Source organism: Parabacteroides sp. AF18-52 (assembly GCF_003479145.1).
GTDB lineage: Bacteria > Bacteroidota > Bacteroidia > Bacteroidales > Tannerellaceae > Parabacteroides > Parabacteroides faecis.
The window spans coordinates 1-24,137 of record NZ_QUGR01000029.1; the positions used below are offsets into that span (position 1 = coordinate 1).

Genomic DNA, 24,137 nt, shown 5'->3' on the forward strand with positions numbered 1-24,137 from the left:
TTTCGATTCTGACATAAGTTTACCGTGGTGTTTTGTCAACTTATTTCAGGACAGGACATGCCGTACTAATCAGTGGTTGATAACCATCAACCGATCGGTTCACAAATATCAACCGTATGGTTGATAATTATCGGCCGTATGGCTGACAATTATCAGCCGCTGAAAAGTATGGGATGAAAATGAAAAGAGTATGGGTGGAAAGGTACACAATATCAGGCAGTTTTGTCACTGAAAACGGTAGTTTTTTTGCTTGTTTCCGGCTTCCTTGAAAAAAGTTTTTTTATTTATGTATAATGTTTGTATAAAGAAGGCTTTAATAATGACTGGAATAGGTTGACATAAAAAGAACTGGTTTTGTACAATATAGATGATTGTAAGCATCTTTTAGTGTTTTTATAGCTGTTTGATATTTAAAATAATTTATCTTTGTAGCTAGTATTATATGGAAGTATAAACCAAGAATGAAATAATATATGAATAAAAAATCTACTTTATTGGCTGCTGCTTTGATGGCAGTAAGTTCATTCACTATAAATGCTGCAGAAGTCACAGATTTAGGGTCTACAGATAATTTCTATTATTTGAAGTCTGAAGGAGGTTATCTGTCACTGTCTGGTATCAAATCGGACTCCGTTGTGGTGAAACCGATTGATGAAACATCAATGACTAAAGCTGCTTTAGATTCTGCCTTGTGGCAAATCATGGAAAAACAAACGAGCTTAGGTGTTACTACATATTCAATTAGGAATAAAGTTACTTTACAATATCTGGCTTTTGCATCGGCAGAAAAACCTGTTCCAAATTTGGTTTCGGTAGTAGATGGAGTGGCTCATAGATGGATTTTTGATGAAAAAGATGGTTTAAAGGCTTATTATAGTGGAGATAAGTATTTGTCATTCTCTATTACTAATACAGATTTGTCTATTCTTGATTCTAAATCAGGTGAAGATTTTTCAGTAATAGCTCCTACTGAGAAGTTTGTTTTGAAAGCTGATCAATTAGGTGGTGGCTTTACAACTTTTCAATTAGAATTCGGTGCAACTTATGAGGGAGATATCTTTTCAGGTAAAGATCTGATAGCAAAAGATGTTCCTGGAAAAGCTGGCTACGTCGCTTTGCAGTCTAAAGAAGATAGAGCCTATCCGAATGGAGTTGCCAAATATTTTGGAATCGATACATTGAAAACAACCATTTCCGGAGCGAAAGATGTTTTCGGATATAGGTTTTCTTTAGATTCTACTCGTACGGTACAGAGGCCGAATGCTGCATGGCAACAATTTAAATTTACAATCGATTTGAAAAATGATTCGTTGGCTATGTTCGTTGCAGCTACTCCATTGGCTGCTGAAACCCCGTTAGATGCTGACACCGTTCAGGTTGTAGTTGCCAGTGTAGATACAAAGCAGGTTTTGACAGTATCAAAGATTGACGAGTCTGGCAAAGTATTGCAAGGAGCTGTTCCTTATGTGGCACTTTCTAAAGGTACTCATGCTGATATACCGACAGGTTCAGGTGTTTATTTCCTCCAGAGTGCAAGCAAAGGAGCCAATGGCGGTAAATATTATGTTAAGAAAAACTCTTTTATGGGTGGAGACAGTGTTCCTTCTGTGAACTTGCCGAGAGGACAATGGTATATAAAGACTGAAAATGGTAAATATTCTGTTGTCGACCGTGAATCGGATAATGCTTTTATATTGAATCAGGAAATATTTGAAGTGGCAGGAATGGAGGATACCTATTTATTTGATGGAGACTCTGTAACAGTTACTGCAGTGTCAGTCGATTTGAATGATAAATATCTTGGTTCACTGGCTTATACAGAGAAAGAATTGGCCGAGAAAGGATTTACGCTTCATATGATACCCGGAGTTCCGATAGGTCCTGCTTATCTGAATACATTTACTAACGATTCTATCTTGAAAGTAATAGATGGAAGTGGTGCCTCTAACCAGATTGTGTTCAAACTGGTACCGAATGGTACGCAAGTAGTAGCTGGCGCAAAACAGTTAGGCGATGAAATCTCTGTTATATCGTATCAGTTGCGGACATTGTTCGGAACAGATAAGATTGCAGCTCAAAGTGATAGTTTGAAATTGTCTGCGACAGGCGAGCCTCTTTCATTCCGTTTTGTTTTTAATGAGACAAGACAATGGTGTACAATGAAAGTTGTGGGTGATAGTGAGAGTCGTTACGTTGGAATGGATCTACAGAATACTGGCTGTCTTCAATTGACAAAGAATCCGGCTTATGTTACAATCTTGTCTGCCGATGCTCCTGAGTATGCAACTATGGAAGCAGGCCATAAGCGTTTTTCTACTGCTAATAATTCGTTGGTGATGAACCCGAATACATTCCTGGCTGAATTGAAGATCGAAGGTAATGAGATTACGAAATCCGGTTATACGGAAGATAATTTTAGTCTCTGGGTTGAGAAAGCAGAAAATAGTCCGTTGGGTAAACAGTTGTATTACATCTCTTGTGAGGCTATAGGAACGAAAGCTGGTGACGAAACCCGCTATTATCTGGCAGCCAGTGATACTTTGGGCGGACGTGCCGTGTTTACTTCCGATGAATCTGTTAAAACGATGGAAAATAGTCCGACTCTTTTTGCTTTAAAAATTGTGGAAGGTGGCACTTATTATCTGGAAAACCAGAGTGAGTTCAAAAAGAATGATGCTAAACCGTATGTCGGTATGGTGAATGGGTTTGCTGTGATGCAGCCTGTTCCGATGGCTGAGTTTACGATCGAGAACGCTCCCGCTCCTGTGGCTAACGAAGAGATCGAAGCACCGAATACAATTAAGGTAATCGGTAGTACCGGTGAATTCCAGATTCGTAATGCCAGAGGTAAGAAGATCACTTTATCGAATATTCTGGGTCAGACGATCGGTTCTCGTCTTGTATCATCCGATAATGAATCAGTTCAAACATCCAGAGGTGTTGTGATTGTATCGGTTGAAGGTGACAAAGCTTACAAGGTGATCGTGAAGTAAAAAGATCGAAAGATATAACCAATAAAAAACCGGTTCCTATTTTAGTGGGGACCGGTTTTTTTATGAAGTAAAATGAATTTTATTCTTCCGTATTACTATCCAGTTTGCTTTTCAAATAAGCAATTCGCTTGGTTGCTTTTTCTTTTTCTTTCTGGAGATTTTCCAGGTCGCTTAAAACCATTGCCAGTTCAAAAGTAGCGGCAATGGCTTTTTTATCTCCATCGGCAATATATAATGTATAGGGTTTACCGCCTGTGTATTCGGCTTTGACACGCTCTTTTACATTTGCAGCAATGAATTTGGCGGCATCGAGACCTTTTTCGCCTTTGTAAGTGACAACTTCTGTTGTTTTACCCAGGTCTTTGAAACGATAATTCACGCCGCCGTCATATGGGATAGAAGCCGTTTCTGCGAACTGTCCGTCCTGGGTACTGACCTTTATTCCTGTATGGTTGATCGGGGCACCGCCGTAAAAGACGCTGGCAAGGTAGATCTCTCCTTTTTCGTTAACCCCGCTACGGATATAGCAACGCTGTACGTTTCGTTCTACCGTTTGCTGTTTCCATATATAATTACCGATCTCTTCGTAGACACTGTCTTTTTCAAAAACGAATCCTTTTTTCAAACCTTCGGCCTCTTCTGTCTTAATAGGAATAAGGCTGTCGCAGAAGGCGATATTTCTTTCCGCTTCTTTTACTTCAACGAGCCTCATAAGGGAAAGACCTTCTTTCAAAACTTTGAATTCTTTCGGATAGAGTGTGCGGATACTGTCTATTTCACTCTTTGCGGCGAAGAGTTCATTTCGTTCATACATGCTTTTTGCATTGTTCAACCGGGCCTGGGCTTCTTTCTCTGCATTGTTGCAGGCTGCCAGTGTTACAGCGGCAAGTGCGATACATATTGCTGACTTCTTCATGTTGTTTATCTTATTCGTTCTGTGTGCAAAGATATATTTTTTATCTTTGCAGTCTCAATGAGTGAGATAAATAAAGCGAATGTATATAGATCAGGAAGATATTTTAAATCATATATCGGCAAAGCCGTTCCGCATAATTTCAGAGGCTGCAGACGAATTGGGTGTTGAAGCTTACGTGATTGGCGGTTACGTCAGGGATATTTTTTTATACCGTCCGTCAAAAGATATTGATGTCGTTGCGGTAGGCAGCGGGATAGAATTAGCAAAAGCAGTAGCCAATAAGTTGGGTAAAAAGACGCACTTGTCCGTTTTCAAGAACTTCGGAACGGCACAGGTGAAATCTGGTGACCTGGAGATTGAATTCGTGGGTGCCCGGAAAGAGTCGTACAGCCATGACAGCCGGAAACCAATCGTGGAAGACGGTACGCTTGAAGACGATCAGAACCGGCGCGATTTTACCATCAATGCCCTGGCTCTGTGTCTGAATAAAGACCGTTATGGAGAACTGGTAGATCCTTTCGGTGGTTTGGAAGATATGGATAACTTGATTATCCGTACACCGCTCGACCCTGATATAACGTTCAGCGATGACCCCTTGCGTATGATGCGTGCTGTCCGTTTTGCTTCACAACTGGGCTTCTTTATCCATCCCGATACGTTTGAGGCGATCGAACGTAACAAGGAGCGGATCTCTATTATATCTAAGGAACGGATCGTTGATGAGTTGAACAAAATCGTGCTTTCCCCGAAGCCTTCCATCGGTTTTGAATTATTGGATAAAAGCGGTTTACTGCAACTTATTTTCCCGGAACTTTGTGCGTTGAAAGGTGCGGAGACAAAAGAAGGTATCGGGCATAAGGATAACTTTGCCCATACGTTAATGGTTCTGGATCGTCTGAGCAAGACAACGGATAATTTGTGGCTCCGCTGGAGTGCTATTTTCCATGACATCGGCAAACCTGCCACCAAACGTTTCGATCCTCGTTTGGGTTGGACATTCCACAACCACAACTTCATCGGTGAACGTATGTTACCGGGGATTTTCCGTCGTATGAAGTTGCCGATGAACGAAAAGATGAAATATGTGCAGAAGATGGTTACATTGCACATGCGTCCGATCGCTTTGGCCGATGACGAGGTGACTGATTCTGCAATCCGCCGTTTGCTTTTCGATGCCGGTGACGATATCGATGATCTGATGAAACTTTGTGAAGCGGATATTACCAGTAAAAATCCGGATAAAGTCCGTCGCTTCCTGAATAACTTCCGTCTGGTCCGTGAAAAGCTGGCGGATATAGAAGAAAAAGACCGGGTCCGTAATTTTCAGCCTCCTGTTTCCGGAGAAGAAATCATGGAAACTTTTGCCCTTCCTCCTTCACAGCCTGTAGGAGTGATCAAAGAAGCCATAAAGAATGCTATCCTGGATGGTGTCATTCCCAATGAATACGAGGCTGCCAAACAATTCATGCTGGAACGGGCGGCAAAGATGGGGTTGAAGCCGGTTGGGAAATAATTTCCGACGTTTTTTACCTTAGTATAAACAGTTATAGAACATAATATAAATAATAGGATCCGGTTTATTGTCCAATAAGCCGGATCTGATCTTTCCAACAGATAAAAATATCACTTTCCTTTTAGCAATTCTGCTGCTTCATCTCCGAAAACGATTTTTAGCACCTGTTCTTTTTTATCGTTGTCCAGTTTGATTTGCAATATTGTTTCTGTTGATATATTACTTTCCTTGCTCAGAACATATTTATCCGGATATGCAATAATATCTATTACTGATTCTTGTAGAGCATTTGCAATTTGTAATAATGTGTTGTATTTTAGTTCCCGCTCTCCCGACATGATAAGGCTTAATCCTGCTTGTTTTAAGCCAATCTGACTAGCTAGATATTCTTGCGAATATCCTTTGTTCCTGCGAATTGCATCTATGTTTCTCAATATATCGTTCATGCAAGCAATTTAGTGTTTGTGGTTTGAATAAATAAATGATATTTGTAATAAAAAATTGCACTTATATTTGCTAATATAACAAAATGTAATATCTTTGCTGCTGTGATTTTCTTAATTCTCTTAATAGACCCTATGTTCCCATTTTGAAACATTTTGCTATTAAGTCTAATAGTTAACCTAATTTGTCTGAAGATAATGTTGATGTATAGAAAGTTATGCTTAGTAGGCAAACGAGGTGTCCGGTATGTGTATGAAGGGGACCGTTTCCCTTAGTAATACGGTTGCCAAGGCATATGCCAGTTGCTTCTCTGTAATAAAGATTGCACTTTGTTAAGTAATGGAGAAGATAAAGTTTAAGTTTATATAATTCACTAGTATTCATTTTAATATTGCTTGCCTATGATTATGAATTTTTAATTCCAATGTTTTCTATTCGGATATGTAGTCATATCCATTGTGTTTTTTAACCTTATATTTATTTAATAACAGAAGGAAATGAAAGAATCTTTTTTAGACATACATTTAAAAGGATGTCGTGTTAAAAGTAAATTATTCAGAATGTTAACCTTATTGCTTTTAACTTTTTGTACGACAAATGTATTTGCACAGCAGAAAAATGTCAGGGGAACGGTTGTTGATGCTTCAGGGGATCCTCTTATTGGTGTAAATGTTTCAGTAAAGGGAATGACAATCGGTATAATTACCGATATGGAGGGTAAATATCAATTGGAAGTACCGGCTAATGCCATACTTGTCTTTTCTTATATAGGCTACCAGACGCAGGAGACTGTGGTGGGTTCTCAATCATCGATCAATGTAACATTAAAAGAAGACACTCAGAAACTGGACGAGGTTATAGTTGTCGGTTATGGAGTACAGAAAAAGGTAACGGTAACAGGTGCTGTTGCCAGTGTATCGGGAGAGGAGCTGAAAGCGTCTCCGACGAGTAACTTGACCAGTGCTATGGTCGGTCGTATGCCGGGTGTTATTGGTTTTCAAACTGCTGACGAACCGGGTGGCGGTAGTACGACAATTCGTATACGTGGTACTAACTCCTTGGGAAGTAATGATCCGTTGATTGTAATTGATGGTATACCCGATCGTGATGGTGGAATGAATCGTTTGAACCCGACTGAAATTGAATCTATTTCAGTATTAAAAGATGCTGCTGCCGCTATTTATGGTGCCCGTGCTGCCAATGGTGTAGTTTTGATTACTACCAAACGCGGTAAAGAAGGCAAACCGGTTGTTTCGTTCAATGCAAGTGGTGGATTCTCTAAGCCGACCCGCATACCGGAAATGACAAACTCGTATGAGTACGCAACAATGTTAAACGAAGTACTTCCGGGTTCTTTCTCAGATGAACAAATCGAGGGTTTCCGTACACATGCTGATCCATGGAAATATCCGGATACGGATTGGTTTGATGAAATTGTAAAACCAGTTTCTCCTATCTATCGCGCTGATATCGGTATATCCGGCGGTACGGATAAAGTTAAATATTATGCTAATTTCGGTGCGAACGGGGAAGATGGTTTGTATAGAAATTCAGCCAACCGCTATGACCAGTATAGCTTGCGTACAAATTTAGATGTCAAGACCAGTCAATACGTAGATTTTCAGCTTGGAGTAGCTGCCCGTTTGGAAGATACCAAATATCCGGCTAAACAATCTGGCGATATTTTTGGTAATGCACGTCGTACCCGTCCGGATCAACCGGCATGGTGGCCAACAGGTGAACCGGGGCCGGCTATCGAACGTGGTGACAACCCGGCTGTGACGAGTACAGACCTTGCAGGTTTCGACCATTACAAAGACCAGTATATCCAGAACAACCTTTCCGTAAATGTAAAAGTGCCCTGGATCGAAGGTTTGACGTTGCGTGGTAACGCTTCTTATGATATCCATTTCCAGAATCGTAGAAAAATGGAAAAACCGGTTTATTTGTATTCCTGGGATGGAGTAAACGAAAGCAGTGAAGGCTTGAGCTCTTCCAAGCAATGGATAGATTCTCCGACATTGGAACGCAAACATACCGAACAACTCGGCTGGATGCTCAACGGTTTGATCGACTACAACCGTACATTCGGGAAACATACGCTCGGTGTTACATTCGGTATGGAAGGTCAGAAAAAACAATATGAAGAAACCTTCGCTTATCGTCAAGGGTTCATCTCTGATAGCAAACCTGAACTGAATTTAGGTGGTGAAGAAGGTCAGAAAGCAACTGGTTACTCCTGGAAAGAGACTCGTCTGAACTATTTCGGCCGTGTGTCTTATAACTATCTGGAACGTTATTTATTCGAATTCGTTTGGCGTGTCGATGGTTCCTACCGCTTTCCGAAAGATCAACGCTACGGTTTCTTCCCTGGTGTATCTGCAGCCTGGCGTGTATCAGAGGAATCATGGTGGAAAGAAAATGTTCGTTTCATCGACTATTTTAAGTTGCGCGGTTCCGTGTCTCAGACTGGTAATGATGCCCTCGTAGATTCAGATAACAAATACGACCATTCCATCCAATATCTGACAACATATGCATTCAACAACAATGGTATAGCATTTGGTGGAGTTGAAAATAAACGATTGTATCCAAGCCGTACTCCGAACCCGAATATCACATGGGAAGTTGGTACGACCTATAACGTAGGTTTAGATCTCAAATTCTTACAGAACCGATTAAGTTGGGAGACAGATGTATTCTACCACAAACGTACGAATATGTTGATCTCACGTAATGCGTCTCTGCCGGAAATTACCGGTATCACCTTACCGCGTGAGAACCTGGGGGAAATGAAAAATCGAGGTTTTGAATCTTTGGTAAGTTGGCAAGACAAAATCGGCCAGGTAGAATATGGAGCCTCTTTGAATATGACATACGCAAGAAACCAGATTACCTTCTGGGATGAAGTGCAAAATGTCCCTGGATACCAGTTATCAACAGGTAAAGCAGTGGGTAGCCGCGACTTGTTGTTTTATGTAGCAGACGGTATTTTCCATACCCAGGCAGAAATCGATGAGGCGCGGGCAAAAGGTCTGTTGTATTCAGATAACACGGTGCCGGGCGATATTCGTTTTAAGGATATGAACGGTGATGGTAAAATCGATGGTTTGGATCGCGTCCGTCCGGAGAAGAACCAGGAGCCGCGCTTCGTTGCCGGTTTGACACTTACTGCCAGGTGGAAAGGCTGGGATATCATGTTATTATTCCAGGGTGCAACAGGGGCTCAGGTATACATCGAAACATGGTCCGGTCTGGTTGGTAATTTCCTGAAGAGTGACTTCGATAAACGGTGGACACCGGAAAATCCGTATTCGGAAGGGCCACGTGCATGGGACCGTGAGAATCAGTACTGGATTAACAATGATAACACCTATTTCTTACGAAATGCCGATTACCTGCGTTTGAAGAATGCCGAGCTCGGATATACTTTTAATTTCGGAGGATTGAAGAAGGCAGGTATTTCCAATTTACGCCTCTATGCAAACGGTAGTAACCTGTTTACCATTGATGGTGTAAAAGATGCCGACCCGGAACAGCGCAGTAAAGACTTAGGAGATTATCCTCTGAGACAAATCATCAATTTTGGAGTTCAAGCAACATTCTAAAACGTAATTATTATGAAAACAAGACTAAAATATATTTGTCTTTCAGCTGTCGCAGGACTAACATTTTCATTCAGCTCCTGTTCCGACTTTATGGATCTGACACCGGAAGACCAGTATGACGAAGCAACCGTCTGGGCAGATGCCGATTTGACAAAATCAGTTGTTACCGATGTTTATTCGTATGTATGCGACATCGCACAAGAAGTAAATCCTGAAGCATGGACAGATGACGGGTTCTTTACACACGTATATGGATGTCGTGATATAAACGAAGCAACCGTCTCTCCTAGCAACTTGGCCGCTTACGATCGTGACGACTGTCCGTTTAGATGGAGCAAACAGTTTAAAGCGATCTACCGTGCCAATCTGGTATTGGAAAATATAGACAACGTTCCTCAGAAAACAGGGGTAGACTTGAATGTCCTGAAAGGTGAAACTTATTTTCTTCGGGCGTATATCTATACGGAACTGCTCCGTGGCTTTGGTGGCGTGCCTATCGTAGACCATGTGTACAGCATCGAAGAGGCTTCAGAAATGGAACTGCCACGTTCCAATGTGGCTGATGTTATGGATTTTATATTAAAAGACATTGAACAAGCTGTTAGCTTATTGCCGGAACAACAGACCGGTGCAAACTTAGGCCGTGCAACGAGGGGAGCCGCTAAAGCGTTGAAGGCTCGTTTATTGCTGCATATTGCCAGTCCGTTGTTTGCAGACCGTTCTGTCAACACTTTGGCATGTAATCAATACACAGGCGACCGGCAAGCTTTATATCAAAAGGCACTGGATGCAGCTAAAGAGGTAATTAACGATGGTAATTATTCACTTATCGACTGTAATGCAGGTACAATCAAGGATATTGCAGAAAAATTCCATAATATCATTATCACGAATAATGACGAAACAATCTGGTCCAAACAGTATGTAAACAAAGATAAGGATGCCGACAACTGGGTTCGTAACCGCGTAGCCTTACTGCATGGTCCGAATGGATACCACAACTGGGCAGGTACTGCTCCGACTCACGATTTGGTCATGGCATTTGAGACGGAAGACGGAAAGATCCCGAACACCTTGCTGAAAGCCGGCGAAGAAACAACTGTGAATCCGTATACAAACCGCGAACCACGTTTCTATGCAACAATCGGCTATGACGGAGCAGAATGGGGACGTCCCAGAGCCTCTGATGGAGCTGTGTTCGATGCAACTCCATTGGGTAACCTGCAGTTCGGATATTATGAATTGAGTAGCGGTGGTGCTGAAGTCAATGCCATACAATCAGTGGATGATGAAAATAATGCTATCAAAAAGCAACAATTCAACGGTATGGTTGGTGTAGATTCCCGTATGTCTAATATCGAAAACTGGAACGGAACGTACACAGGTTATCTGGAAAAGAAATTAATCGATGGTACGGTTTCTGCGACCGAGCATAATTTCCAGATCTGTCCGATGCCATATATTCGTTTGGCCGAAATGTACCTGATTGCAGCCGAAGCTTGTATTGAACTGAATAAGTTGGATGAAGCGGCTATTTATTTGGATGCCCTCCGTGGTCGTATCGGACGTCCGGATACAAGAGCTACTTTGGCTGTTCGGGAACAGGCTTTCAATCAGAATGATCTACGTGAGTTTTTGCGCCATGAACGTCGTGTAGAATTAACTTACGAGCATTCTCGTTATTATGATGTACGTCGTTGGATGATAGCTCCGGAGACAAGCAGTAAAAAGTTGACGGGTATCACTATTGTAGGTCGTTTGAAACCGGGTAAGACTGCTACGTTACCATATGTACATGATGAAGACGTTTATAATTATACCTGGACCGTCCTCAATCTGAACTACATAGAGAAACGTAAATGGGATAACAAGATGTATTTTGCTCCTATCAAACTGGAGGAGACATTACGTAATCCGGCATTGGAGCAGAATCCGGGTTTCAAATAGAAACATAAAGATATATAAATATTATTATGGCACGTTGATCGCGCAGGTTACTCTGTGGTATCAGCGTGCCATGTATACAATTGAATAGGTAAAGGAAGCGAAGTAATAGCTGTTTATAGATCAATATCAAATATTAATATTACGAAATTTATTGTACATATTACAGCATTTTGTAACTTTGGGCAATCTCTCAATTCGTAATTCGTAAAATAGTATTATCATGAAAAACAGAAAGCTAAGAATGGGCATGGTAGGTGGTGGAAGCGATGCTTTTATTGGAGCTATCCATCGTCGTGCGGCCTTTATGGACAATCAGATTGAATTAGTTTGCGGATGTTTCAGCGTAGACCCTGAAATTTCCAAGAGTTCCGGACTCTCTTATTTCCTTCCGGAAGATCGTATTTACAGTACTTATCAGGAAATGTTCGAACATGAAATGACTTTGCCGGAAGGTGAACGGATGGATTTTGTGACCATCGTGACACCTAACCGCTGGCATTTCGAACCTGCTATGATGGCTCTTGAAAGAGGGTTCCATGTCGTAGTGGATAAACCGATGACATTCTCGCTGGAGGAAGCTAAACAACTTCAGAAAAAAGTGGAAGAAACAGGACTGATCCTGGCACTTACACATGTATATTCTGCTTACCCGGCTGTGAAAGAGGCCAAAACCCGTATTGCCAGAGGCGATCTGGGTACGCTTCGCCGTGTTTATGTGGAATATCTGCAGGGCTGGCTTTCCGACCGCATCGAATTGCAGGGAGGAAATAATGCGGGATGGCGTACAGACCCGAAACGTTCAGGAAAAGCGGGTTGTATCGGTGATATCGGTACGCATGCCTGGCATTTGAGCGAATATATAACCGGCCTGAAAGTACAGGAGGTTTGCGCTGACCTGAATGCGTTCGTACCCGGACGTCCGATCGATGACGATGGCGCCGCTTTCCTGCGTTATGAGAACGGGGTTGTCGGAACGCTTACCGCATCGCAGATCGCTGCCGGGGAAGAAAATAACATCCGTATCCGTATTTACGGCGATAAAGGCGGTCTGGAATGGCAGCAGCAGGAACCGAACACTTTATACGCCAAATGGTCGAATAAGCCGACTGAGGTGATCCGTATGGGAAACAACGGTTTTATCGGCGATACGGCTAAAATGAATACACGTACGCCGGGTGGTCACCCGGAAGGTTTCATCGAAGCTTTTGCTAATATCTACCGGAATTTTGCCCATACCGTGATGAGTATCAAGAAGGGAGAAACTCCATGCGAAGAATGTCTGGATTTCCCGACTGTTTATGACGGTGTGAGAGGTATGCAATTCATTGAAACAATGGTGGAAGCCGGATACAATGAAAATGTGAAATGGCAGAAATGGGTGGATTGATTACCGCCACAGTAGTAAATCAAAGATAGAAATGAAATTAAAAATGTTAGTTTGCTGTTGTTCCCTCGTTGGAATAACAGCATTCGCTCAGAAAAATGAGTGGAGAGATCCGAACGTGAATGCGGTGAACCGTGCTCCGATGCATACTAACTATTTTGCGTTCGAAACAGAGGATGCAGCGTTAAAGGGATGTAAGGAATCGTCAGGTAATTTTATGACTTTGAACGGAACCTGGAAATTTAACTGGGTGAAAGATGCCGATGCCCGTCCGACAGATTTTTATCAGGTCGGTTTCAATGATAAAGGCTGGGCGAATATGCCGGTTCCGGGGATATGGGAACTGAATGGTTTCGGTGATCCGTTGTATGTAAATATAGGATATGCCTGGCGGAACCAGTTCAAGAACAACCCGCCTGAAATTCCGGTAGAAAATAATCATGTCGGTTCTTACCGTAAGGAAATCGTAGTTCCGGCAGACTGGAAAGGAAAAGAAATATTCGCTCATTTCGGTTCGGTGACTTCCAATATGTATCTTTGGGTGAATGGCCAGTATGTCGGTTACAGCGAAGACAGTAAGCTGGAAGCTGAGTTTGACTTGACGAAATATCTGAAACCGGGTAGGAACCTGATCGCATTCCAGACTTTCCGTTGGTGTGACGGTACTTATCTGGAAGACCAGGACTTCCTGCGTTTATGCGGTGTAGGGCGTGATTGCTATCTGTATGCCCGTAATCCGAAGCATATCCAGGATATCCGTGTAACTCCGGATCTGGATGCCCAATATAAGGATGCTACGTTAAATGTAAGTGTAAACCTGAAAGGTAGCGGCGTTGTAGATGTGAAACTGCTGGATAAACAGGGCAATTCTGTGGCTACTGCATCTTTGAAGGGGGCTGGTAAGGTATCGACTGATATCGCAGTCGCCAATCCGCTGAAGTGGACCGCAGAAACTCCGAACCTGTATACGCTGGTTGCCACATTGAAAGACGGTAATAAAGAGTTGGAAGTAATTCCGGTGAAAGTCGGCTTCCGTAAGATCGAACTGAAGAACAGCCAGATCCTGGTGAATGGCCAGCCGGTATTGTTCAAAGGAGCGGACCGTCATGAAATGGACCCCGACGGAGGTTATGTCGTATCCCGCGAGCGTATGCTGCAGGATATCAAAGTAATGAAAGAGTTTAACATCAATGCAGTCCGTACCTGCCATTATCCGGATGCAAACTTATGGTATGACCTGTGCGATGAATATGGTATCTATGTCGTTGCCGAAGCCAACGTAGAATCTCACGGTATGGGATATGGCGAAGAAACATTGGCTAAGAATCCGGCGTATGCAAAAGCTCATATGGAACGCAACCAGCGTAATGTACAACGTGGTTTCAACCATCCGTCCATTATTTTCTGGTCGCTGGGTAATGAGGCAGGTTTCGGGCCGAACTTTGAAGCATGCTATACCTGGATCAAGAATGAAGACAAGAGCCGTGCCGTTCAGTACGAACAGGCAGGTAAGAATGAGTTTACCGATATCTACTGTCCGATGTATCTGGATTATCAGAGAAGCGATGAGTATTGCAATAGCAATGTAGATAAACCGCTTATCCAGTGTGAATACGCACATGCAATGGGTAACTCGCAGGGTGGATTCAAAGAATATTGGGATCTTGTCCGTAAGTATCCGAAGTATCAGGGTGGTTTTATCTGGGACTTTGTCGATCAGTCTTTACGTACAAAGAATAAAGAAGGCATTGAGTTTTATGGTTATGGGGGTGACTTTAACCGTTATGACGCTACCGATAATAACTTCCTGGATAACGGTTTGATCAGTCCGGATCGTAAGCCGAATCCGCATATGCATGAAGTAGGCCATATTTACCAGTCGATCTGGGTTACTCCTTCGGACCTGGCGAATGGCGTTGTGAATGTTTATAATGAAAACTTCTTCCGTGATCTGGATGGCTACTATGCTGAATGGGAACTGCTGGCTGACGGCGAAGTTGTACAGACCGGTATGATCAAAGATCTGGAAGTGGCTCCGCAGCAAACAAAATCCGTTAAACTGAATTACAGTACGGAGGGAATCTGTAAATGTAAAGAACTGCTGCTGAATGTCGCATTCAAACTGAAAAAGGCGGAAACGATGTTGCCTGCCGGATATACAGTCGCAAAGAATCAGCTGGTGGTTCGTCCGTACAAAGCGCCGGAACTGAAACTGGCTAATGTGGAGAAAGTGAACATTGCCACTGTAACTCCGACGATCAGGGAAAACGATTATAATTATCTGATCGTTTCCGGCGAAAACTTCTTGATCGAATTTAGCAAACACGACGGATTCCTTTGCAAATACGATGTGAAGGGGGTGGCTTTGATCGATGAAGGCGGTAAACTGACACCGAATTTCTGGCGTGCTCCGACCGATAACGATATGGGAGCCGGTTTGCAGAATAAATATGCGGCATGGAAAGAACCGGGGCTGAAACTGACTTCATTAACGAATAAGCTCGAAAATGGTCAGGCGGTAGTCAATGCGGAATATACGATGGATGCCGTATCGGCAAAATTGTCCGTCTCCTATACTATAAATAATGAAGGTGCAGTGAAAGTATCCCAGAAGATGGTTGCCGATAAATCGGCTAAAGTATCCGATATGTTCCGTTTCGGTATGCAAATGCAGATGCCGGAAGAAATGTCGCTGATCAAATATTATGGACGTGGTCCGTGGGAAAACTATTCTGACCGTAACAGTGTGACCGATCTGGGTAAATTCTGCCAGACAGTTGATGAACAGTTTTATTCTTATATCCGTCCGCAGGAAACTGGTACGAAAACAGATATCCGTTGGTGGAAACAGACGAATAAAGGTGGTAATGGTTTGATGTTCGTTGCCGAGGCTCCGTTCTCTGCTTCTGCATTGAATTATTCGATCGAATCGCTGGACGATGGTGTACAGAAAGATCAGAGACACTCCGAACTTGTTCCGAAAGTCGATTATACCAATCTTTGTATCGATAAGGTACAGATGGGATTAGGTTGTGTGAACAGTTGGGGGGCACTTCCGTTGGAGAAATATCGTTTGCCTTATGGTGATTATGAATTTACTTTCATTATGACACCTATCCAATCGAATCTCTGATATAATTATAACAGCTGGAAGGGTTGATACGGATGTCGGCTCTTCCAGCTTTTCGATTTTATTTCATATTCCTGAAAATAATTAAAAAAAGCATAATCCGTTTACGTATTACGTTAAATCGCCTCGTATGCTTTCTTTATATTAAGGAAAATACTACTTTTATTGCCGATTTTTAAATCTAATCTTAGACTAAGTGTAAAATTGAATACCATAAAACAGATGGCTACTAACAAAAATTCTAATCGATATTCATCAGACCAGAAGAAGAAGAGTTTTTTTAAAGGAAAGACCTTTATGCTTCTTGCGGGAGTGGTTTTTGGTGCCGGGGTAATGATCCTGGCTTATAATACTTCTGTCTATTTTTCCTCCGACGAATCCTGTATGATGTGTCATGTGCATCCGCATGTGGAAAATAGCTGGAAGTTATCAAAGCATGTCAATAACAGAAGCGGTGTGAAAGTACATTGCGTGGACTGTCATCTTCCGCCTAAAAACGATACCTGGAACCATTATACGGCAAAAGCTAAGTTGGGTTTGAAAGATGTTTGGTCTTATATGACCAAAGACAGTGCCGATTTTGACTGGGACGTAAAGTCGGAACTGGATCATGCCGTTAAGTATATCCCGAACGAATCATGTAAAGAGTGTCACCAGAATTTGTTCCCGGAAGGAATAACAAACGATGGGATTACCGCGCACCTTTATTATGATGAGAATGAAAAGAAACTGGACTTACAATGTATCAGCTGTCACCTGGATGCAGGACACTATAATCCCAATTACAACCATTCGAAGCTGACCGGTATTCCCGGACTGGCTGCCAGCTCTTCGGTTGTCGATACCAGTTTGTATTTTAAAGCGCCTGCGCAGGTAACAAGTTTCGCCGACTATGTAGAACAGATACCCGGAACTCCGGTGTCTTTTAAAATGGTTGCCGTTCCCGGCGGTTCATTCAAAATGGGTAGTACCAGCAAGGAACCGTTCCATCAGCCGGATGAAGCTCCTGTCCGTAATGTGACAGTCAGTCCGTTCTTTATGGCAGAAGTGGAAGTGACCTGGGATCAATACTGGTCATTCTATGGTAGTACGATGAGTGAAGGACGTACTCCTCCCGAAACTGTATATGCAAACAACAGCAATCCCGATGTAGATGCCATATCCGGTCCGACACCTCCGTTCGGATTCCCCGACCAGGGTTGGGGTGGCGGTGACCGTCCGGCTATCACGATGACACATTATGCGGCAGAAACATTCTGTCAGTGGTTATCGAAGAAGACAGGTAAGAAATATCGTTTGCCGACTGAAGCCGAATGGGAATATGCAGCCCGTGGCGGTACGGAAACTCCTTACTTCTTTAGCGGCAGCCCGAAAGATTTCTCTGATCAGGGATTCTGGCGCAAGTTCTTTGATGCAAAAACCGACAGCATCAGCTCGTTCGTTATTTACAGCAAGAACAGTAAGAATAAGACACAAGAACCGGAAATGGTGAAAGCCAATCCGTTCGGTTTAAAAAATATGTTGGGTAATGTCATGGAATACTGTGCAGACAAGTATGATCCTGAAGCTTACAGCAAGGGTGGCGAATCTGTAACAGATCCGTTGGTAACCGATGGAACAGAATGGGTAGTACGTGGAGGTAACTATACTTCCGATGCTGCAGATCTGCGCTCGGCAGCCCGTGATTATACAAAACATGAAGCGTGGTTAAAGACCGACCCGCAGCAGCCAAAAAGTATCTGGTGGTACTCTGACATACGTGGTATTGGTTTCCGCGTAGTTTGCGAGCCGGATTCATCAATCAAGTAGACTAGTGTAAAAATAATATCAATTCTTTAAAATTTTGCTATATCATGAAAAAGGAAAACAGTATCAGTAGAAGATCATTTTTAAAGAGCTCAGCGATGGCCGGTGCCCTGGGTGCAATCGGTACAGGTAGCGCAGCAAGTGTGGTTTTAACCTCATGTGGCGGAGGAGAAAAAGCAGATGCTTTGAAACCGCTGAAAGAACCGGGTACTTATTATATTCCTGAATTGCCCGACTTGGCAACAGACGGAAAAGAACTGAAAGCCGGTGTTATCGGTTGTGGCGGACGCGGTTCCGGTGCAGCTTTCAACTTCCTGAATGCAGCGAATGGTCTAACGATCATAGCATTGGGCGATACTTTTCAGGAAAGAGTAGATGATCTGGCAGGCAAGCTGAAAAAAGAAAAGAATATCGATATACCGGCCGACAAGCGTTTTGTAGGTCTGGATGCTTATAAACAGGTAATAGACAGTGGGGTAGATGTTGTGATTATTGCAACTCCTCCCGTATTCCGTCCGGTACATTTCCAGTATGCAACAGAAAAAGGAAAGCATTCGTTCCTGGAAAAACCGATCTGTGTAGATCCGGCAGGTTATCGTACGATTATGGCTACAGCTAAACAGGCAGAAGCTAAGAATCTTCGCGTAATCACAGGTACACAACGTCATCATCAGCGTTCTTATGTAGAATCTTACAAAAAGATCATGGAAGGTATGATCGGTGAGATCACTGGCGGTACGGTTTACTGGAACCAGAGTATGTTATGGTTCCGCGAACGTCAGAAAGAATGGAACGATTGCGAATATATGATCAAAGACTGGGTGAACTGGAAATGGTTATCCGGCGACCATATTGTTGAGCAGCATGTACATAATATCGACGTATTTACCTGGTTTAGCGGTCTGAAACCTGTTAAGGCTGTCGGTTTCGGTTCTCGCCAGCGCCGTATTACCGGTGACCAGTATGATAATTTCAGTATCGACTTCACTATGGAGAACGGTATCCATATGCATAGTATGTGTCGTCAGATTGACGGTTGCGTGAGCAATGTAAGCGAATTTGTCCAGGGTACGAAAGGTTCATGGGACAGCTCTACTATGGAGATCAAAGACCTTGCAGGTAATGTGATCTGGAAATACGATTACGAAGCAGAGAAAGCAAACTTCAAGCAGACTGACCCGTATACACTGGAACATGTAAACTGGATTAACAGCATCCGTGGCAACAAGCCGCTTCAGCAGGCATCTGAAACAGCTGTTTCAAATATGGCTGCTATTATGGGACGTGAATCGGCTTACTCCGGTGCAGAAACAACATGGGATTCCATGACTGCATCTCCATTGGATTATACTCCGAAAGACCTGAATCTGGGTAAGATGGATATGAGCACATTTACTGTTCCGGTTCCGGGTAAACCTCTCGATCAAAAGAAATAAGTTATGACTCTGAATAGAAGAAACTTTTTAAGAACAACTTTGTCCGGTGCTGCGGTAGCAGCCGTTAGCACCGGTGCGTTGGCTTCCTGTGCCGGTAAGGCAGCTTCGGACGAGAAATGTCCGGAGACAAAGTCTTGCTGTAACACGAAGGCTAAACTGAACATCTCTTTCCAGGAAGGCATTGCGCCGGGTGAAAACCTGAACCAGAAGCTGGACTATATGGAGAAGCTGGGTGTTGTCGGTTTCGAGCCGGGCGGACGTGGTTTGAAAGACCGTGTAAGCGAGATCAAGCAAGCTCTGAATGGTCGTGATATCAAAGTCAGTGCCATTTGTGCAGGTTTCGACGGTTTTATTCTTTCTACCGATCCGGCTATCCGCAAGCAATGTATGGATACGATGAAGGAAATCATCACGGCTGCCGGCGAACTGGGGTCGACTGGTGTTATTATCGTTCCTGCTTTCAACGGTCAGGTTCCTGCGCTTCCTCATAACCAGGAAACCCGCGACTTCCTGTGCGAACAGTTCACGGAGATGGGTAACCATGCTGCACAGAACGGTACGACAGTAATTTTTGAACCTCTGAACCGCAAAGAATGTTTCTATATGCGCCAGGTGGCCGATGCTGCTTCCGTATGCCGGGATATCAATAATCCGGGTGTGCGTTGCATGGGTGACTTCTGGCACATGACCTGGGAAGAAACTTCCGATATGGGAGCGTTCATTTCGGGTGGCGACTATCTGCAACACGTGCATGTGGCAAGCCGCAAACGTCGCAGCATGCCGGGTGAAGACGGTGACGCAGATAACTATGTAGACGGCTTCAAAGGATTGAAGATGCTGGGTTATGACAAATACGTAAGTTTCGAATGCGGATGCCAGGGCGATCGTAATATCGTTGTTCCTGCCGCAGTGGAACTCTTGCGCAAACAATGGGAAGAAGCATAAATTATGCCTTTAGTATATCCTAATATGCAAATGAGTGAGGTGGTGGAAGAACATCCCTCACTCATTCCTGTAATCAACCGGTTCGGTATCCGCCTCGGATTGGGGGATAAATCGGTGAAAACGATCTGTGACGAATATCAGTTGGATACGGATTTCCTGCTGACGGTGATCAACACCTTTCTGAATGAGGAATATTTCCCGGAGAGGAAGTTGCAGACATTCCATACTTCACAGATTATCGATTACCTGACCAAGACCAACCAGTATTATTTACGTTATCAACTGCCGAACATAGAGCGGCATCTTACTTCTTTTATCTCTATGAGTACCCCGGGAAATAATACGTTGAACCTGATCGGCAAGTTCTTCTCTTCTTTCAAAGAAGAACTGACAGCGCGTATCGAGAAAGACGACAAGGTATGGTTCCCGTATTGTCAGGCATTAAGTGAAAAGATCAACGGTTGCCAGGCTTCCGACGAGACCGGAGTGCTCCAGCTTAGTGGTGAACAGCGGTTGGAGGATCCTATCGAAGCACTGCTTTCCGACTTGAAAGGCATCATGGTCAAACATCTTTCGGGCGATTATAATGAGAATTTATGTTATGCCGTGATCTTCGGTATCAGCAGCCTTGAAAAAGACATCAAACAGCATAACCGTATCCGTTACCGTATTCTGACTCCGATGGTTTCAGCTATGGAGAAATTATGTAAATAGTCCGTATTGATGCATAAAACCAGGCAAATAGCGATCATTTTATCCGATACTTTACAGAGCATTGGCCTTCAGAGTTTGTTAACCGACTATTTCCCTCCGGTGGAAGTGTGTTGGTTCCCAACGTTCGAAGCCTTTAATGTTGCCGGTTGCAACGATACGTTCGATTACTATTTTACCTCTCCCGAAACCCAGGTCATGAATGGCGACTTTTTCCTGCCCCGCCGTAGTAAAACAATTGTGTTGATCGATGGTGCAGAAGGTGACGGAGGTATATCCACTACAAACCATATTACAGTAAAAGCCTCTCAGGAGATCATCATCGAGCAGTTGCAGCTCTTATTAGCCAACGACAATTCCGGCAATCTATCCGGCGACACGAACAAAGACCTCTCCACCCGCGAAACCGACGTTCTCCAATTGATCGTAAAAGGTATCACCAACAAGGAGATAGCGGATAAACTAAGCATCAGCCTCAACACAGTCCTTACCCACCGTAAGAACATCACTGCTAAATTAGGTATCAAAACCGTTTCCGGTTTAACGTTCTACGCCATCATGAACGGGATTATTTCGGGAGATGATATAGAGTTATAAGTTTCGGTAATAATTATCAAAATCTTCGCAATGTAGATAATAGGTAGTCATTTCGGAAATGCCTTGTATCTTTTTTTTCATTAATTGAGTGGAAACCACATCCCATTGGGAAGTCGTATTTGCTAGTACATTCAGACTCATAGTCAAAGATTCCAAAGCATTTTGAACTGGATTTATATCAGTCACAATCACATAAACGGACGGTTTATTAATCAGAAAATCCGGATCATTAGCAAGATTGCAACAAATGGAAATACTGTCTAGTAGTTTTTTCTTTAAATCGAACTTGTTAACTTGTTTTTGTATTTTGTCATTCGTTATTTTCAAGTTGTGATCGAAAAACTCTTTCCAGCCTTTGATCTCGACAAACAATAAATTGTTTTGTTTGTAGGTTAAAGCATCCACAGATGCAGATGATGGCAGTTTTTGTTGCGAATGCAATGCTTTCTCTACCTGATCAAAATCGATAACCGGGGTTTTACTATCCAACCCGCACAGCGCGCTTGCCGAACATGGATGATGAAGTCGGCAAATACATGTTTCGGTTGATAATTTTTGAGATAAGATTAAATCATATAATTCTTTGGATGTCATACTAGTGTTCGGTTTAAGTTGTCAAGTTATTCCAGATTCATAATTTCATTCAATGGTTCCGCTAGCTTGGTAAATACTCTGTTCAGATCGTTTGTTACTTCATTAATATTTGCCAGACCATCTTCCGTTTCTTCTGCCAGATAATAATTAACGTATTTGTCAATCTGTTCTTTTCGGGAGAAATAACGTATACCTTGTATGAAGTAAGGACTATGTGAACTAACCACAACGGGAATACCTGCTTTTGCCAGGTTGACAAGCAAATGAGCAAATTCAACTTGCCATTTGGGATGTAGATGGTTTTCCGGTTCATCCCAGATCAACATTTTATTTTCATTGATCATATCAGCTTCTAACAATAACTGGATCATCCCGAAACTTTTGATACCGGAAGCAACATTTATTGGAGAGAAAGATCGATTGTTTTTCTTCCAGACAAGGCTACGGCTATTACTATCATATGCAAAAGAACCACCGGTGATAGATTTTATATTAAAGATATCATTCCTCTGACCTTTTGTTCTAAGGTATTTACTACTATAATCCAACTTTGTTGCGATATCTTTAATATGGGTTGCAACCATAGGAGAAAACATTAAAGAAGGAGTAAGCCGCTCTTTTTCAACTTCCCGATAGGTTGTTGTTCTTAATAAGGCATCTAATAAATGTATATATAGAGGAGATTCCACATATGTTATATCATCTAATACAGACTCAGAGTTCATTTCATAAATAATGTCTGTAACCTCATTTGCTGAGAGTTTTATATTTACAAAACTTTTGTCTGAATCATATTTGATGGATGAATTGTCTGTTTTGACAGAACAGATATTATTTAGAAATTCAGATTCAATATACGATTGAAATTCAGCTTTTACTCTTGTTGAATAGTTTGCACTTTCAGTCAGAAGGGTTTTGATAGCATTTAAATCTTTCAATGCAAGCATTTTTTGTCGAGGAGCGATATCTAACGAATTTAGCCATTCTTCCCTTTCCTTTATTATTTGGTTTAAATCGCTGATATTCTTTTGCTGTAATTGGTGTCTGAATTCAAAATTAAAAAGTTCTCTGCGTTTTTCATCAGTTTCTTTATCCATTCGAAGTGTATTTAAACGTCTTATAAGTGATGTCGTTCTTTCATTGATTACTTCTTTTTTCTGTTCATCACTATCACTTAGTCCGCTTATCAACGCCTTTATCGTAGAAAACAGAACTTTTCCTACCGTGCTTTTTCCGGAATCGTTTGCTCCGGCAATAACGGTAAGGCTGTTCAACTCAATAGAGGCATTCCTGATCTTATTGATATTCTTTAATTCTACTTTCATGGATCGTATGTATTTACTGCAAACTTACAAAATATTCTTATCCCTCCACTACCTTCCACTCTTCTATATTCCGTGTTTCAAAAAGAATCTTTACATTTGCGCACTACCCGCTATTGGGTGGTAATATCCAAAATCCTAATAATTACCGTGGTTCACGAAAGAAGCAGATGATTGTGAAACAGATTTTGAACGTTGGTTATATTTATTAAAGTATATGGATACATTAGACAGAATGCCTTTCAAGGCACAAAAAGCCGTATTCGACAAACTGCTGGCGGTTGCTGACGTGGCTAACCTGAGCAAAGAAGAACGTATCCAGTACGACGAAGCACTGAAACGTTACCGAGACTATAAGAATACGATCGACTATGCCGAAGAGAGAGGAATAAAGAAAGGTTTTGAACAAGGTATAGAGAAAGGTTTGAAACAGGGTATGAAACAAGGACTGAAACAAGGTCATAACGAAGGTCTCTGTCAAACCGCCCTCAACATGAAAACAATGCAACTTCCTCTGGAAGTCATCATGCAAGCCACCGGCCTTACCGAATCGGAGATACAGGCACTATAATCACTATACATTTATATATAGCAGGCGATCTATACCAGGTTGTCTGTTTTATTTTCCCATCAACCGTATCCATTCTAACTACCAGCGTATAATATTCCAATATTCCTTCTTTTGTTGTGTGCGTAATATATCATAGCAAATAGGTTTATCACCGAAATCCGGTCGTTCACAAAGTTATCCAGTTGTCGGTGGAGGAAAATTGCGAGAATCTTTAATACTG

Annotated in this window: 15 protein-coding genes and 1 pseudogene; 12 read left to right on the forward strand and 4 right to left on the reverse strand. The window is 42.4% G+C overall.

The annotated features are described in order from the left end of the window. Positions 1–473 precede the first annotated feature (473 nt). On the forward strand, positions 474–2,993 hold the full coding sequence (locus DWX23_RS24210; protein WP_122376403.1) for a DUF6383 domain-containing protein: 2,520 nt from the start codon (positions 474–476) through the stop codon (positions 2,991–2,993). Positions 2,994–3,072: 79 nt separating this feature from the next. On the opposite strand, the gene DWX23_RS24215 is transcribed toward DWX23_RS24210, so the two are convergent. Further along, positions 3,073–3,909 (reverse strand): hypothetical protein, encoded by an 837-nt coding sequence (locus tag DWX23_RS24215; RefSeq protein WP_122355638.1) that lies wholly within the window; start codon positions 3,907–3,909, stop codon positions 3,073–3,075. A 79-nt stretch (positions 3,910–3,988) separates the two neighbouring features. Here DWX23_RS24215 and DWX23_RS24220 point away from each other — a divergent pair, with 79 nt between their 5' ends. Beyond that, positions 3,989–5,422: a CCA tRNA nucleotidyltransferase gene (locus DWX23_RS24220; RefSeq protein WP_122376404.1), complete on the forward strand. Its 1,434-nt coding sequence runs from the start codon at positions 3,989–3,991 to the stop codon at positions 5,420–5,422. Positions 5,423–5,532: 110 nt separating this feature from the next. On the opposite strand, the gene DWX23_RS24225 is transcribed toward DWX23_RS24220, so the two are convergent. Next, positions 5,533–5,868 carry a helix-turn-helix domain-containing protein gene (locus tag DWX23_RS24225; protein ID WP_122376405.1) on the reverse strand — a complete coding sequence of 112 codons (336 nt, stop codon included), beginning with the start codon at positions 5,866–5,868 and terminating at the stop codon, positions 5,533–5,535. Positions 5,869–6,426: 558 nt separating this feature from the next. Between DWX23_RS24225 and DWX23_RS24230 the strand changes: the two genes are divergently transcribed. From DWX23_RS24230 to DWX23_RS24270, 9 genes are all read left to right on the forward strand, one after another. Beyond that, a complete protein-coding gene (locus DWX23_RS24230; protein ID WP_122376420.1) occupies positions 6,427–9,474 on the forward strand; it encodes a TonB-dependent receptor in 3,048 nt (1,015 codons plus the stop codon). Positions 9,475–9,486: 12 nt separating this feature from the next. Next, complete coding sequence (locus DWX23_RS24235) at positions 9,487–11,421, forward strand: RagB/SusD family nutrient uptake outer membrane protein (protein ID WP_122376406.1); 1,935 nt, start codon at positions 9,487–9,489, stop codon at positions 11,419–11,421. 220 nt (positions 11,422–11,641) lie between these two features. Beyond that, on the forward strand, positions 11,642–12,808 hold the full coding sequence (locus tag DWX23_RS24240; protein WP_122355630.1) for a Gfo/Idh/MocA family protein: 1,167 nt from the start codon (positions 11,642–11,644) through the stop codon (positions 12,806–12,808). A gap of 31 nt (positions 12,809–12,839) precedes the next feature. After that, positions 12,840–15,938, forward strand: a complete 3,099-nt coding sequence (locus DWX23_RS24245; protein WP_122376407.1) for a glycoside hydrolase family 2 TIM barrel-domain containing protein — start codon at positions 12,840–12,842, stop codon at positions 15,936–15,938. 219 nt (positions 15,939–16,157) lie between these two features. Then, positions 16,158–17,744, forward strand: a complete 1,587-nt coding sequence (locus tag DWX23_RS24250; protein ID WP_122376408.1) for an SUMF1/EgtB/PvdO family nonheme iron enzyme — start codon at positions 16,158–16,160, stop codon at positions 17,742–17,744. 44 nt (positions 17,745–17,788) lie between these two features. Next, on the forward strand, positions 17,789–19,177 hold the full coding sequence (locus tag DWX23_RS24255; RefSeq protein WP_122355624.1) for a Gfo/Idh/MocA family oxidoreductase: 1,389 nt from the start codon (positions 17,789–17,791) through the stop codon (positions 19,175–19,177). A 3-nt stretch (positions 19,178–19,180) separates the two neighbouring features. Then, positions 19,181–20,122: a sugar phosphate isomerase/epimerase gene (locus DWX23_RS24260; protein ID WP_122355622.1), complete on the forward strand. Its 942-nt coding sequence runs from the start codon at positions 19,181–19,183 to the stop codon at positions 20,120–20,122. A gap of 24 nt (positions 20,123–20,146) precedes the next feature. Further along, positions 20,147–20,836 carry a helix-turn-helix transcriptional regulator gene (locus DWX23_RS24265; protein ID WP_183669128.1) on the forward strand — a complete coding sequence of 230 codons (690 nt, stop codon included), beginning with the start codon at positions 20,147–20,149 and terminating at the stop codon, positions 20,834–20,836. A gap of 9 nt (positions 20,837–20,845) precedes the next feature. Then, a complete protein-coding gene (locus tag DWX23_RS24270) occupies positions 20,846–21,430 on the forward strand; it encodes a LuxR C-terminal-related transcriptional regulator (RefSeq protein WP_122355618.1) in 585 nt (194 codons plus the stop codon). Here the strand turns inward: DWX23_RS24270 and DWX23_RS24275 are convergent. Further along, positions 21,425–22,024: a hypothetical protein gene (locus DWX23_RS24275; RefSeq protein ID WP_122376409.1), complete on the reverse strand. Its 600-nt coding sequence runs from the start codon at positions 22,022–22,024 to the stop codon at positions 21,425–21,427. The two genes, DWX23_RS24270 and DWX23_RS24275, sit on opposite strands and share 6 nt — an antisense overlap. A gap of 26 nt (positions 22,025–22,050) precedes the next feature. Further along, entirely contained in the window at positions 22,051–23,349 is a 1,299-nt protein-coding gene (locus DWX23_RS24280; RefSeq protein ID WP_122376410.1) for an AAA family ATPase, read from the reverse strand. A gap of 154 nt (positions 23,350–23,503) precedes the next feature. Between DWX23_RS24280 and DWX23_RS24285 the strand changes: the two are divergent. Then, a pseudogene (locus DWX23_RS24285) lies at positions 23,504–23,917 on the forward strand (PD-(D/E)XK nuclease family transposase); the annotation flags it as partial. Positions 23,918–24,137 lie beyond the last annotated feature (220 nt).